Source organism: Flavobacterium jumunjinense, assembly GCF_021650975.2.
Taxonomy (GTDB): Bacteria; Bacteroidota; Bacteroidia; order Flavobacteriales; family Flavobacteriaceae; genus Flavobacterium; species Flavobacterium jumunjinense.
In genome coordinates, this window is the sequence record NZ_CP091285.1 from 3859262 (window position 1) to 3874366 (window position 15105).

The window sequence follows — 15105 nt, forward strand, 5'->3', positions numbered from 1 at the left end:
CATCCAACAAATTATTAATTATTCTTTTTAAGGAGCACCACCAAAGTGCCCCACAGCACACTCCCCCCGCTATTCGCTATAGCTGTCATTGCATCGTTCCTAGCAATAACAGGCTGTCGCTACTATCCTACCGTGTGGACACATCTATATTTTCACTATTTTAGACCAAATATAAATTATGCGTAGACATTTTACTGATATTGAAGATTCTCGATTACTTAGACGAAGTAATTTGATTTTGGACAGTTTATTTTGTAATAGTGTTCATTCTATTCGACAAATCACCCAAAATGAATCGGAGTGTAAAGCTTTTTATCGTTTTTTACAGAATAATAGGATCTCAGAATCAAAATTAATCAAAAATATGTCTTCTAATTGTATCACTTCCTGTTTAGATAAAACAGTTTTATGCATACAAGACACAAGTGAAGTAAATCTTTATAATCATAAAAATAGGATTAAAAAGGACGGATTCATTGGCACTACTAATGCTGCAAAAGGTGGGATTGGCTTTTTATTGCACCCTAGCTTTGTTGTTGATGCTTATAATTTCATTCCTTATGGTTTTTCTGATGTTAAAATATGGAATAGACCTCTAGAGAAACTTACAAAACAGGAAAGAAATTACAATAAATTACCTATTGAAGAAAAAGAATCATACAAGTGGATAGAATCTTCTGAAAAATCAAAAGAAGCTCTAGAGAAGGCAAAAAAAATCATCATAATCCAAGATAGAGAAGGTGATATTTATGAGCAATTTGCGATAGTACCTGATGAAAAGACAGAGTTGCTAGTAAGGGCTAGAGCCAACAGAACATTATTAAATAAGATAAAATTATTTGACTTTATAGCTAATGAGCCTCTTCAAGGAAAATATACCATTGCACTAGAAGGAGATAAACGAAGAAACATAAGTAAGCGAGAAGCTACTTTAGAGGTAAGGTTTTCAGCTGTTACTATTCAAAAAAACGATTTAGTTTCGAAAAATGCACCAGATAGTGTTGATTTATATATTATAGAAGCGAAAGAAATTGGTGAGAATATTGAAAATCCAATATGTTGGAAACTATTAACAACTATTAAAGTTTTAGATTTAGAAACTGCTTTACAATGTATTGATTGGTATACCTGTAGATGGGTAATAGAAGAAATTTTTAGGATACTAAAAAAAGAAGGATTTAATATAGAAGCCAGTGAATTAGGTTCAGCTAAATCCATCCGAAAATTAACTTTAATGATGATGGAAACAATTGTTAAGCTATTTTTAATGCAAATAGCCTACGATATGCCAGAACATGAAATAGAATCAAGAAGTTGTTTTACCAATCAAGAACTTGAATGTTTAGAATATCAGATAATAAAATTAGAAGGTAAAACAGAAAAATTAAAAAATCCTTATAAAGAAAAGGATTTGAAAAGATATGTATGGGCAATTGCTAGACTTGGAGGATGGAAAGGATATACTAGTGCTCGAAAACCTGGAATAACTACTTTTTCTATTGGAATTCAAAAATTCGCTTCAATTATGCAAGGATGGCAATTATTTCAAGATGTGTCCACACGGTAGGCTACTATCGGGGCTACCCAACCACCTTTGTTTTTTTAAACACATTTTCAATAGTTGCCCAACACAAAACACATCGGTAAACACACACAAACAGCTATTTACAAAAAATCATTTTTTTGGATGCTAAACGCACTGCGTCTGGGGCAAAAAAATACTTTTGACGCTAAACGCACTGCGTCTGGGGTGAAAAAAACACTTTTGACGCTAAACGCACTGCGTCTGAGGTGAAAAAAATACTTTTGACGCTAAACGCACTGCGTCTGAGGTGAAAAAAACACTTTTGACGCTAAACGCACTGCGTCTGGGGTGAAAAAAATACTTTTGACGCTAAACGCACTGCGTCTGAGGTAAAAAAAACACTTTTGACGCTAAACGCACTGCGTCTGAGGTAAAAAAACACTTTTGACGCTAAACGCACTGCGTCTGAAGTAGAAAAAACGCTTTTCACGCTAAATATTCTGTTTCTAAACTGAAATATTAAAATTTTTATAAATTTTCTCAACTTATTAAAAAAATAAATATTTTCGTTGTTCAACAATTATAAACAATACAACATGAAAGAGTTACAATCTTTAAGTTTAACAAGATTAACTAATCTTGAGTTTGGGCAGCACGCAAAAAGCGTATTAAACGGCATTACTACTTTAAACAATGCTACCGATGAAGGTTTTACAAACTACCTCGCACAATTAGCAACCAACATCGACAACTATGACAGAGCCATGATACAGGTTCAGAAAAGCGATGAAACAGACAAAATTGTCCATGCCGATCAACTGCGAGACAAAGCAGTAACCGCTCTCAGTCGGTATCTAAGAGTATTCGAACTATCGGAAAACGAAGATGAAGTACTTGCCTACAAAAGCTTAAATACCCTATTAAAAACCTACAAAGGCATCCAAACATGGAACTTTGAAGAAGAAAGCAACGGTATCGACAACCTCGTAAACGATTTAAACGAGGGTAAATACCTGTCTAGTGTTACTTTACTAAACATGACGAGCTATGTAAACCGAGTAACCACGCGCAACAACGACTTCAAAACCCTCTTTGCAGGGCGCACCCAAGAAGTAGCCTCTAAAGAAGTATTCGATGTAAAAAAACTAAGAAACAATTTAAAAACCACCTACTCCGATTTGGCAGACTATGTACTTTCTATGTCGAAAAGTAAAAACACAGCCGAATTCAACAAAGCCTTAGACCTTATAAACACAGTACGAAAGTACTATTCCGATTTGTTAGCCAAAAGAAAAGCAACTACAAAGAACACACCCGAAACACCCATTCCACCAATGGAATAAGAACTATGCCAGCCGAAAGGTTGGCATTTTTTTGTAGTAATAAAAGCATCAGCAAGAAAAACGATAGATGATTTATTATTTATATATTTGAAAGACATATAAAATAGGACACTCATCATACATATAAACAAGTTAGCGGTAAGCGTCGATCCGACCAAAAAACAGAATTGACAACTATTAAAAATGACATAATGATAAAAACAATTTTAATAACTTTAACACTTGTAACAACTTTTTGTCTTGGTTTCACTTTTAAATCAATAATAACAAAAAATAACGACAATAAAATGAAAAAAGTAACAGGAATTGGGGGCGTTTTTTTTAAATGCAAAGACCCAAAAGCAACAACAGAATGGTATCAAAAACACCTTGGTTTAGACACAAACCCTTATGGTGCAACATTTGAATGGTATGAAAGTCCAGACAGCACAAAAAAAGCACAAACACAATGGACACCATTCGCTGAAAACTCAAAATACTTCGACAAAGACTTTATGATAAATTACCGAGTAGAAAACTTGGAAGCACTTGTTGATGAACTAAAAAAGGAAGGCGTAACCATTGTGGACAAAATTGAAACTTTTGATTACGGAAAATTTGTTCATATTCTCGACGGAGAAGGAAACAAAGTTCAACTTTGGGAAGCAGTTGACTAAACTAGAAAGTAGACAAAAACTGAAATTTTATAAACGAAAAAATACCTAACCGTTAGTCGAGTAGTCAGTTCAGCTAGAAACTAACAGCGTTTGCTCTTCAAACTGGTTTAATTCATTTTCTGGAACATACATGATTATTAGGATACAAGAGTAGTAAAACAAGGGAAATTTATACACACGTTAGTACTAAAAAGCCTTTCCCTGATGGAATATTTCATACCTGCTAACGAAAAATTATTAATGAACTTAATTTTGTATTTGGAAACAGATACAAAGACAAAAAAAGAATAATATGGACAAAGCACTTCAAACAATGATTGACAATATGCCCGAAAAAACAGGTAAATCCTTGAGCGAATGGAAAAAGGTGCTTAAAGCAAAATCTTTTTCTAAACATTCAGAAGCTGTAAATTTTCTAAAAAAAGAACATAATGTAACGCACGGATTTGCGAATACAATTGTGGTATTGTCAAAAGAAGGAAATGAAACACCAACCGACCTTATTCAAAATCAATACGAGGGAAAGGAAAATTTACTTCCGATTTATGAAAACCTTTTATCTGTCGTAAAAGAATTTGGAAAAGATGTTACAATCACGCCAAAAAAAACAAGCGTAAGTATTATCAGAAAAAAACAATTTGCATTAATAAAACCTGCCACCAAAACCCGAATTGATTTAGGATTAAAATTTAAGGACAAACCGACAACAGACAGACTTGAAAATTCAGGACCTTTTGGAACAATGTGTACACACAGAGTTAAGTTATCGAATGTCAACGAAATTGATAGCGAACTAAAAAAATGGCTGAAAGAATCCTATCAAAATGCGGAATAAAAACTGTAGGAAATCGAGTAAACAACTCTGTCAGTAGCTGACAGCGTTTGCTCTTCAAACTGGTTCAATTCATTTTCTGAAACATCCAAGAATTATTAGGGCAAAATAGTAGATTTTATACGCTTGTAATTACTAAAAGCTTTTAACAGATTAAAACATTTTAGATGATTTTGAGTTTTTTTAATATATTTACAACTAAGAAATTAAAAGGTGCACATACAAGTAAGTTGGAAGTAATTTTGAAAAACAGAAACAACAAGATTGAAAAATAAAATGAAAATACAAACATCAATCACAATTATATTAATTGTTTTGGTTCAAAATTTATATTCACAAACATTTGACAAACCGACATACGAAAGGTTACTAAAATCAGACAAAATAGAATTTGTAAAATATGCAAAATCAGTTGGTTTGACAATTGAAACTGATTCAATTTCAGAATCTATTTTTGCGAAAAAAGCAGGTTGTTTATTTATAAAACCGACTGGAACTAAAAATGATAATCAATATTATCAACTTGATCTAATTGTTTCTACCCAAAATAAAGAGAATAATAAAATCATTCTTGAAAATGCAAAAGAAAACCCTGAAAAGAAAGGTGTTTGGACTGATAATGAATATTTATACAGAGAATGGGATATGGAAAATCCTATGTCTAAAGAAATGTGGTACAAAATATTGATATATAAAATAAAATAAAAATGACTGCCAACAGATGCTTGACAAGACGTTGGCAGAAATTTTTAAAAAATATAAAACGAATAATGTTACTTTACAAGTTCCAGCCATCTCAAAGTAGCAAAACGTTATACCTCATTTTAAAAAATGGCATAAGAAAAATGAAAATCATCCAATATATAATTTTTGTCTTTTTAATATTCGCGTCTTGTTCGCAAAAAAATAACAATGAAAAAAATGACACTTTTACATTAGACAAAGTTAATGTTGCGATGATTTACGAAAAAAAAGTAAATGATATTCCTTGTTTACTATTTAATGTAACTGATACAATAAAAAAGAATCAGAAAATTGGAATAATATTCAAACTTGACGTAAAATATGATAATCCGAAAAAAGGAAGCAATTGTTGCGCATTTGAACCTGGTGTTGACGGAACTAAGGAAAAAATAAAAAAAATAAAAATACTCTTTATAAGCAATAATGAAGAAATAGACGTAACAGAGAAATTATTCAACATTGAAGAAGCATTCATGTTTACTAGTTTCGAAGAATACATTCAAGGCCAATTTAGAAATAATGATTTTAAATGCGTTTGTTACGAACAAAAAAACGACGAATTAATCGAGAACTTAAAACGAGAACATCTTGGAGGAGAAATAATTAAAAATAAAATAGACAAAAACAAAACTCCAATAATAAAAAACATAAACGATTTTGTAAATATATATAATTCATTAACTGGAGATAAATATAATGGGACATTTGACAATAGTGATTTATATTCTGGATGGAGAATTACTAATCATTATTACTATTTTTGGTTACCTGAAGAATTTAATATTTCACTAAAAAAATATAATCAATTAGAAATCGAAGTGGAATTATTAAAAGGCAAGAAATTGAAATTTTTACGAGTACTGAAATAACGAGGTATAACAGCCATTTTGATATAGCTGCAATTTAGTGGAAGTATCGTTTCGCATCAAGTTTTCGTGAAGCCGAAAATTGAGCGGTTACAAACTTCCAGTCATCTCAAAGCAGCGAAACCTTACCCACAATATGAGAAAAAAGATATCATTAATATTAATCATACTATCAATAGGAATTACTAAAGCCGAGAGCTTTATGACCGCTCAATATCCTGACAAAATTATTTATAATGGAACAGAGTACAATTTAAACTCAAATCCATTAGAACCATATTTTGATAAAAATCCCAAAAATAGACCAAGCATGGTGTCGACAGCTCTATGGCGTGGATATGTTGGATATTTTGAAATTATTGAAAATGAATTATATTTAACTGATATGAAAATACCAATTTATCAAACTGATGAGGATGGAAATTATAAAGAAAAATGGTTTTCAATCTACAGAATGTATTTTTCTAGACAAGAAAAAGTGAAAGTAGATTGGTTTAGCGGAATTCTGATTTTACCTCACGGAGAAATGGTTAATTATGTTCATCAAGGTTACGCATCTACCTACAGTAAATACTGGCTTCTCGAAATTGAAAACGGGACTTTTAATGAGGCTAGAAAATATGAGAATAAAGAATTTGAGAAATTTAAAAAACGTCAATTTGAAGTTTTTGAAAAAACAGAAGAATATAAAAAACTTTTTACCAAATTAAAAGAAAACGATAAATACAACGACGATGAATTTATAAAATCATTTATTTCTGATTTTGTAATTAATTATACGACAAAATTTATGACTGAATAAAATACTGTGGCAATCGAGTAAACAACTCTGTCTGTAACTGACAGCGTTTGCTCTTCAAATTGGTTCAATTCATTTTCTGAAACATCAAAGAATTATTAGGGCATAATAGTACTAAAACAAGAGGATTTTATACGCTTGTAAGTACTAAAAGCTTTTAACAGATTAAAAACACTTTAGATGATTTGTAATTTTTTATATATTTACAACTAAGAAATTAAAAGGTGCACAATATAAGCAAGCTGTAATTAATTAGACTCAACAATACAATAACTTAAAATTTGAATTTATCCCAATATATAAAAAAGAGAAACGGTGTACCATTAGGAGCAAGTAATTCACTTCGCAATATGATGATTCGTTCTTTAGGAGCTGGAAAATTTTCAAATTTTTGGAAATATTGGAATCCTATTTGGAGTTATTATTTAGGGAAATATATTTTTAAGCCTCTTAAAATCATATTCCCTCCTGCTTTGTCTCTTTTAATCACATTTGCATTCTGTGGTTTTTTACATGATTTAGTAATAATGATAATAAGATGGGGTTTTGCATTTTTATTAACTCCTTGGTTTTTATTAATGGGTTTATGTGTGATTATAGGTGATTATGCAAAAATTGACTATTCAAAATTCACGTGGACAATTCGAGCTTTTATAAATATATTAATCATTTCAAGTTGTTTATTTATAGCGTATCAAGTACAAATCTAAATGTAAACAAGAATTATTGAATTGGATAGAACTAATTACAATCCAATAGACGGCTCTGTCAGTAACTGACAGCGTTTGCTTTTCAAATTGGTTCAATTATTTTTCTAGAATATGCAAGAATTATTAGGGCATAATAGTAGTAAAACTAAAAAAAAAATACACACGTTAGTACTAAAAGCTTGTAGCAGATTAAAAGTCCTTTAGATAATTTGTAAGCAAAAAATTATATCTTTGAAATAAAATAAAATATGACATTTATGATACATATACAACCATTTTTGTGCGTATATGTATGACAGAGTGATACATATAAACGAGTTAGCAGTCATTTTACAACTGAAAAACGATAAAAAAAGTTTAAAAAAATGAAATTAATAAATTTTTTAAAGAGTACTTTTAATGATTCAAAATTTGTTGAAACAAAATTGCAAAAAGAGTTTATTGAAAAAGATTATGCTGAAAAAGTTATTTTAAAAAACTCTGCTAAATTAAATTATCAACTGTTGTTGTTGTTTTTGTTTATTGATATTTATTTATTGTATAATATAAAAACATACTCGCATAAAATATTAATTATAATCTTCTGCTTAGTAACTTTAATTTTACCATTAACCAAAATAATAAATCAAAAACCAAAATTAATAATTTCAAAAGATAATCTAACATTTAAAGATGGAAAACATATAAAATGGTCACAAATTGAATCAACAATAATAGAAGAATTAGACTCGTCCGAAATTAGCAGTTACTATAAATTAAATGTTAAACTCAAAAACAACGAAACGATAAAAATACGTTTGAGTGATTTAAATTATTCGAAATCCGAAATTAGTCATATTATAGAATATTATAAACAAAATAACGGCTGCTAATCGAATAGACGGCTCTGTCAGTAACTAACAGCGTTTACTCTTCAAACTGGTTTAATTCATTTTCTAGAATATGTAAGAATTATTAAGACACAATAGTAGTAAAACTACAGAAATTTATACACACGTAAGTACGAAAAGCTTGCAGCAGGTTAAAAGTCCTTTAGATGATTTGTGATTTTTTAATATATTTACAACTAAGAAATTAAAAGGTGCACATATAACCAAGTTGTAAAACATTATTACTAAATAAATGAAACTTTATATTTTAATATCATTTATATTTTTCTATAATTTCACATTTTGTCAGACAGAAAAACTTGATAAAATAATTCATAAAAGAATAGAAAGATTACAAAATAAAAACATTGATACAATAGGTGTTTATAAAATTCATGGAGAACATTTAATAACAACAAAATCTGGAGCTACTACTGCATATATATTTTGGATAGAGCAAACCGTGATTAAAATTATTAAAGTAAATGGATGTAAAATTTCAAGGTCAAAAAAACTTCTTGATAAGGATATATTTGAATTTTATTATTCTAATCAAAACTCCATAGATAAAGAAACATTAGATAATTTTATTACAGAAGATGGTGGATTTGTTTCTACTAGTCATCATATAAAAAATAATATTACTATTTATGATACTAACAAAACTAAAACTTGGGAGATCAATAACTTTTACTTGATTAAAAATTCTGGAGATTATATAAACATTAATTATGATAAAAATATTGATTTGAAACTGATTCAATGGAAAAATTTAATTGACAAAAAAATAATTAATCTGTTTAAATAAACGTTTTACAATCAAATAGACGGCTGTTTCAGTAACTAACAGATTTTGCTCTTCAAATTGGTTCAATTCATTTTCTGGAATATACAAAAAATTATTAGGACATAATTCTAATAAAACAACTGAAATTTACATACATGTAAGTACGAAAAGTTTAGAACAAATTAAAAGCCCTTTAAACAATCTATAGTATAATTTTTATTATTTTTGATGAGTACGATAAAACACAACCACGAACACAATGCGTTTTTTTGTATTGTTCAAATTAATTCAAAATCAATATCTTAAATATATTTAAACTTTTGGAGTTAATTATATTAAGGGTTGGCAATAATTATGACCAAATAATATGAAACATCTTAAATTAACCATTTTACTATTAAACGTAATTTGCTTCACTGCTTGTAATCAAAGACAGAGCAAAACCGTTAATACAAATAGATTAAGCTCATCGATAAATGAATATCTAACAGCATGTGAGTCAAATGGATTCAACGGAGCTGTTTTAGTTACAAAAAGAGACAGTATTATTATTAACAAAGGTTATGGATTTGCCAATAAGGAAAAGTCTTTTGCAAATACTCCTAAAACAGTATATGATATCTGTTCTGTAACAAAACAGTTTACAGCAACGGCAATATTGAAGTTAGCAGAAGACAAAAAACTAAAGCTAACTGATTCTTTAATTATATATTTTAAGGATTTGCCTATTGATAAACAAAACATCACCATTCACCATTTACTCACACATTCAGCTGGCTTTGGGCATGGAATAGGCAAAGGTGATTTTGACCATATCCCTGAAAAAGAATATTTCGAGCAATTGTTTCATACCGACTTGCTGTTCAAACCAGGAGAAAAATATGAGTACTCTAACTCTGGCTACAGTATTCTTGGACGAATAATAGAAATCGTATCAGGCAAAAGTTATGAAAGCTATATAAGAGAATTTTTATTTAAACCAGCAGGGATGTATCAAACTGGTTATCTCCTTCCTGAATGGGATAGTGATTTAGTGGCTAATGAATATTTGTACAATGTGATAAATAAAGAGAACCGCATTTACGAATATCAGAAAGATGGAAAAATCGCTTGGCCTTTAAAAGCAAATGGAGGTATTCACTCCACCCAAGAAGATATGTACAAATGGTATTTGGCATTAAAAAACAATACAGTATTAAACAAACAATCGATAGAAAAATTAACAGCACCTCACATTCTCGAGTATGAAGGCGAATCGAGTTATTATGCTTATGGGTGGGTAACATTTCAGTCAGATAGAAGTACTAAAGTAATTACCCATAATGGATTTAATGGAGTTTCTTATTATGAGTTTATTTGGTTTCCTGAAGAGGATGCTCTTATTCTATTTTCGACCAATTCGTCAACTCGCGAATCTTCAAAAATACCGTTTGAATTAGAAAAAATGCTCTTTAATAAGAATTATAAAGCTAAAGCGATCTCAAAAAGTAACGTTAGTGAGTTACTAAAATTTTCTGAAAATTATTCGGGAGATTTGATTTTTTTGGGAAAAGAATTAAAGCAAGAATTCGAAGAAAAGTTGAATAATCCTGCCTATTTAAACCGTTTAAGTGGGGTTTATTTAAGAGCGAATAAAATTAATTATGCAATTGTTATTACGGAACTCAATACGGAATTATTTCCTCTTGATGGTAATGTATGGGATACTATGGGAGATGTATACCTTGCTGCTAAACAAAATGAAAAGGCAATAAATAGTTATAAAAAAGCATTAGAACTTAAGCCAAAAGATGACGATTGTTTCTGGTGCGAGAATTCTCTAGAACAGTTAGAGAAATTGAAAACAAAAAAATAAACTATTGCCAATCAAGTAGACAGATCTGTCTATAACTAAAGGAGTTTGCTCTTCAAATTGGTTCAATTCATTTTCTGAAATATCCAAAAATTATTAGGGCATAAACGCAATGCGTTTTTTGTATTGTTCAAATTAAATAATTCAACATCTTAAATATATTTAAACTTTAGGAGTTGCGTATATTTATGAGTTATATGCAAGTTGTGAAAAACAAATTTTAACAAAAACATTGAAAAAAACAATATTTACATTATTATTTATTTTATCGTTGAATTCGGTTTTCGCATTTAGCATAAACGACACTTTGCAACTAAAAAACAAATTCAACGAACTCACAATTCGATATCAATATGGAGATGAATCCTATAATATTGAGGAAATGAAATTTGTAAAAAATGGAAACAAAATAATCGCAACAATTTCTATTCCTAACAATGAACAACTTGAACAATCCGAAACTGAATTGACTAAAATCAATATTTCTTCAATTGATAAATTTCTGACCAAAGCTTTTGAATTTAAAAATGACTGTGTTGAAAAATGGACAAGTTCTTACGTGAATTACTACACTCTTAATATAGATAAAAAGCAAATCAAGATTTATAAATTTTGCAATTGGGAAGAATCAAATTTTATGGAGCTGAAAAAACAAATTTTCGGTAATTATTTAATAAAATTGGATGAAAAGCGAAAACAGCTAAATATTAAAAATAATGAACTTTTAATTGGACTTTGGAAATATGACAATAGTATTCATAAGATTGAAAAAGACAAAATCTATACTCTAACTAGATTAGAAAGCAAGTCCAAAGAAAATTGTTTTTTGAAATTTAAAAAAGAGCAAAAACTTGTCGACTATTATTGTCTTAAGAATTCGAAAACAAAATATGATTTTAAATTTGACATTATCAATGGAGATTTGATTTTATGCATAAACGGAGAAAATAAAAATGATACGAAAGACTTTGTATATGGCTATACTTTTAAAGTTTTGGAATTGAATAAAAACTCAATTAAGTTAACAACACTGAATTAAAACCTGTATATAACAGCTACAGCGCTTTGTAGCAATTGCTAGGTTTGCTTGTGTTTAGAATTTTACTTCTTCTGTTCGCTTCGTTCAAGTCTCCGAAAATTCTATGAGGAGTTTTGTACTTGTAAACTTTTGTCCTAAATTTACACAACTGCCACAAGCAGTAACACGTTAGCTGTAACCTAAACCAAGATATGAAATTCATTTTTACCATTTTTTTATTCACTACACTAATTCAGAATGAGAGCGATAGTTTGATTGGAAAATATTCTTACTCACAACAACATTTTTCGGAATCGTTAAAACTGAATTCTAACAAGACCTTTAATTATTCTGTCAGAATGGAGTTATTTAAGCAGGAAATAAATGGAAACTATGTAGTTATTGGAGATAGTTTAGTCCTAAATAGTGTACCGCAAAGGGACAAAATCATAGTTGATGAAAAGTTTAAAAAGTCGAAAAAGAACACATTTAGAGTTACGGATAAGAGTGGTCATCTAATAACTTATCATTTAACCGTTAATACTGACAAAAAAGAAGTCATTGAATTAAGAGACTGTTTTGATAAAGTGACTATCAATGATAACAAGATTAAAAGTTTCCAAATAACTGACACTAAAGGTTTAAAATCACCAGAATATACTATCAAAGGGACAAGTAGTAATTATTTTGATATAAGATTTGAACAAATTAGAGTTTTCGAAAGTGAGAAATGGATTATTGACAATAAACTAAAGAGAATTAAACCCATTGGAACAAATGGTGAATATCAATCCTATTTTTTGAATAAAAATTAAAAGGCAATAACTAACAGCCGTTTATTACAACTGCTAGCTAGGCTTGGTTTGTGTTCGGAATTTTACTTTTTCTGTTCGCTTCGCTCGAGTCTCCGAAAATTCCATGAGGAGTTTTGTACTTGTAATCTTTTGTGTTAAATTTACTTAACTACTATTTGCAGCATAACGTTGTGCTTAATTATTGAAAAAGAAAGATAAAATTTAATGAACAAGGAATTTACAACCAAGGAAAGGAAGAAGGTATTTGATGAAATATTCAAAGAAAAAATAGTCCCATTATTCAATGATTATGGTTTTAGTTTACACACAAAAACTTCGAAAAGATTATTTAAAAACTTAGAAAACAAACTCTCTGTTTTCGTTTTTATTGAATATAAAAATCGGTTTAAATATTACGATATTTCTATCGCATACTTTGATGAAGAAATTGGAAATGTGTATGATGATAATTATTTAGCTTTGGTAAATGGAATGAACCCGAGTTTTAGTGGAGAGAATAAAGAAGAAATCAAATTATCTGTTGATGATTGGATTACAGAAATGAAGTCAACAGTGTTTCCTTTTATTGAAAACCATTCTACACATAAATCAATAGTAGAGTCTGATCAATTTTATATATCTAAGTCACGAGCAAGTAAAATCACAGAACGTTTGAAAGGCCATTAAAAATTAGATTAAAATAACTAAGTACGAACCAAGAACTTTATAACCTTTCAAAACAAAATGTAACCTATTGGCTAATTTATACTTATTCAAAAAAAATATAAAATATACGTTCGGACTAGAGTTTAACAAAAATGTTGAAATGATTTCTGAAAACTTTGGTTTTTAAAATTTGAGTAATTATTGTAATACCTTAGAAATTGTAAAAAAAGACAAAAGATTTAAAGACAAAATAGTTGATTATATTGAATTAGCATATTTGAACAATCTAAATTCATTTTGCTGGTTGGTTAAGGAAAAACGAAAGCCAAATAAAGAATTAGGAAAATGGGAAGAAAAAAAGTCAATCCATATTACGTTAATGCAAACACTAATAAACTAGAAAGTATAATTTAGAAAAAAAGTATGTCGATTGCTGCGGTATATCAATAACAAAAAAGTCCAAAAAAAAGCTTAGAAAAAAAAACAATTAAAAAAGAAAATAAACCTATAATAATACTGCCAACAGGAGCATCAAGAAATTGAGGTTTTAGTGTTTAATTTAAAGTTAGTTTTGTAGTTTTGATTTTCTGTTTTTAATCGAAAGTTTCGGACTTACAAATATCCAACTTCTTAAAAACCGTGAATCCTTGGCGGTACCCTTAAAACCGAATCGAAAGCAAATATAAAATGACAAACGAGCAAACAGCAATTAAAGCAACTTATTTTAGTATTATTGGAAATACAACTCTTGCAGTTGTAAAAGGACTTGCTGGTTTTTTTGGAAATTCTTATGCTTTAGTTGCTGATGCAATTGAATCTACTACGGACATTTTTTCTTCATTTTTAGTTTTGTTTGGAATAAAATATTCTAATAAACCTGCTGACGAGAATCATCCATATGGACACGGAAGAGCTGAACCTTTGATTACCTTTATAGTAGTCGGGTTTTTAATCACATCAGCAACAATTATTGCATATGAAAGTATTCAAAATATTGGAACTCCTCATAGTTTACCTAAAGCATGGACATTGATTGTTTTAGGATTAATAATCATTTGGAAAGAATATTCTTTTCAAAATGTTATCAAAAAAGCCAAACAAACTAATAGTTCATCATTAAAAGCAGATGCGTGGCATCACAGAAGTGATGCAATTACATCAGTTGCAGCCTTTATCGGAATATCAATTGCCTTATTTTTAGGTAAAGGTTATGAATCTGCCGACGATTGGGCAGCTCTTTTTGCTTCATTTTTTATTTTATACAACAGTTATTTAATTTTCAGACCAGCACTTGGAGAAATAATGGACGAGCACAGATATGATGATTTAGTAGAAAACATTAGGGAAATATCATTAAAAGTAAACGGAATAATTGGAACAGAAAAGTGTTTTATAAGAAAATCTGGAATGAAATACCACGTTGACTTACATGCAATTGTTAATGCGAAAATTACAGTAAAAGAAGGTCATGATTTAGCACATAAATTAAAAGATAGATTAAGAAGTGAAATATTCGAATTAGGTCATGTGTTAATACATATTGAACCAAATGAATAAAAAGCAATTGCTAGGCTAGGCTTGGCTTGGTTTATGTTCGGAATTTTATTTCGTCAGTTCGCTTCGCTCGAGTCTCCGAAAATTCCA

Annotated in this window: 16 protein-coding genes; all 16 read left to right on the forward strand. The window is 29.4% G+C overall.

Features of this window, described 5'->3' with window-relative positions:
• Positions 1-178: 178 nt before the first annotated feature.
• Complete coding sequence (locus tag L2Z92_RS17475; RefSeq protein ID WP_236453288.1) at positions 179-1567, forward strand: IS4 family transposase; 1389 nt, start codon at positions 179-181, stop codon at positions 1565-1567.
• A 554-nt stretch (positions 1568-2121) separates the two neighbouring features.
• Positions 2122-2868 (forward strand): DUF6261 family protein, encoded by a 747-nt coding sequence (locus L2Z92_RS17480; RefSeq protein WP_236455884.1) that lies wholly within the window; start codon positions 2122-2124, stop codon positions 2866-2868.
• Between the two features lie 191 nt (positions 2869-3059).
• Complete coding sequence (locus L2Z92_RS17485) at positions 3060-3524, forward strand: VOC family protein (protein ID WP_319800382.1); 465 nt, start codon at positions 3060-3062, stop codon at positions 3522-3524.
• 292 nt (positions 3525-3816) lie between these two features.
• Positions 3817-4359: a DUF4287 domain-containing protein gene (locus L2Z92_RS17490; protein ID WP_236455886.1), complete on the forward strand. Its 543-nt coding sequence runs from the start codon at positions 3817-3819 to the stop codon at positions 4357-4359.
• A gap of 273 nt (positions 4360-4632) precedes the next feature.
• A complete protein-coding gene (locus tag L2Z92_RS17495; RefSeq protein ID WP_236455888.1) occupies positions 4633-5061 on the forward strand; it encodes a hypothetical protein in 429 nt (142 codons plus the stop codon).
• A gap of 140 nt (positions 5062-5201) precedes the next feature.
• Positions 5202-5969 (forward strand): hypothetical protein, encoded by a 768-nt coding sequence (locus L2Z92_RS17500; RefSeq protein ID WP_236455889.1) that lies wholly within the window; start codon positions 5202-5204, stop codon positions 5967-5969.
• 133 nt (positions 5970-6102) lie between these two features.
• On the forward strand, positions 6103-6768 hold the full coding sequence (locus L2Z92_RS17505; protein WP_236455891.1) for a hypothetical protein: 666 nt from the start codon (positions 6103-6105) through the stop codon (positions 6766-6768).
• A gap of 278 nt (positions 6769-7046) precedes the next feature.
• The gene (locus L2Z92_RS17510; protein WP_236455893.1) at positions 7047-7475 is read left to right on the forward strand and encodes an MBOAT family O-acyltransferase; all 429 of its coding nucleotides are present in this window, start codon (positions 7047-7049) and stop codon (positions 7473-7475) included.
• A gap of 365 nt (positions 7476-7840) precedes the next feature.
• A complete protein-coding gene (locus L2Z92_RS17515; protein ID WP_236455895.1) occupies positions 7841-8347 on the forward strand; it encodes a hypothetical protein in 507 nt (168 codons plus the stop codon).
• 250 nt (positions 8348-8597) lie between these two features.
• Positions 8598-9152, forward strand: coding sequence for a hypothetical protein (locus L2Z92_RS17520; protein WP_236455896.1), 555 nt, complete (start codon positions 8598-8600; stop codon positions 9150-9152).
• A 346-nt stretch (positions 9153-9498) separates the two neighbouring features.
• Positions 9499-10986, forward strand: a complete 1488-nt coding sequence (locus L2Z92_RS17525) for a serine hydrolase (RefSeq protein WP_236455897.1) — start codon at positions 9499-9501, stop codon at positions 10984-10986.
• A 229-nt stretch (positions 10987-11215) separates the two neighbouring features.
• On the forward strand, positions 11216-12022 hold the full coding sequence (locus L2Z92_RS17530) for a hypothetical protein (protein WP_236455898.1): 807 nt from the start codon (positions 11216-11218) through the stop codon (positions 12020-12022).
• A 191-nt stretch (positions 12023-12213) separates the two neighbouring features.
• A complete protein-coding gene (locus tag L2Z92_RS17535; protein ID WP_236455899.1) occupies positions 12214-12816 on the forward strand; it encodes a hypothetical protein in 603 nt (200 codons plus the stop codon).
• Between the two features lie 204 nt (positions 12817-13020).
• Positions 13021-13482, forward strand: a complete 462-nt coding sequence (locus tag L2Z92_RS17540; protein WP_236455900.1) for a hypothetical protein — start codon at positions 13021-13023, stop codon at positions 13480-13482.
• A 169-nt stretch (positions 13483-13651) separates the two neighbouring features.
• The gene (locus tag L2Z92_RS17545) at positions 13652-13861 is read left to right on the forward strand and encodes a hypothetical protein (RefSeq protein WP_236455901.1); all 210 of its coding nucleotides are present in this window, start codon (positions 13652-13654) and stop codon (positions 13859-13861) included.
• Positions 13862-14148: 287 nt separating this feature from the next.
• Positions 14149-15018 (forward strand): cation diffusion facilitator family transporter, encoded by an 870-nt coding sequence (locus tag L2Z92_RS17550; RefSeq protein WP_236455902.1) that lies wholly within the window; start codon positions 14149-14151, stop codon positions 15016-15018.
• Positions 15019-15105 lie beyond the last annotated feature (87 nt).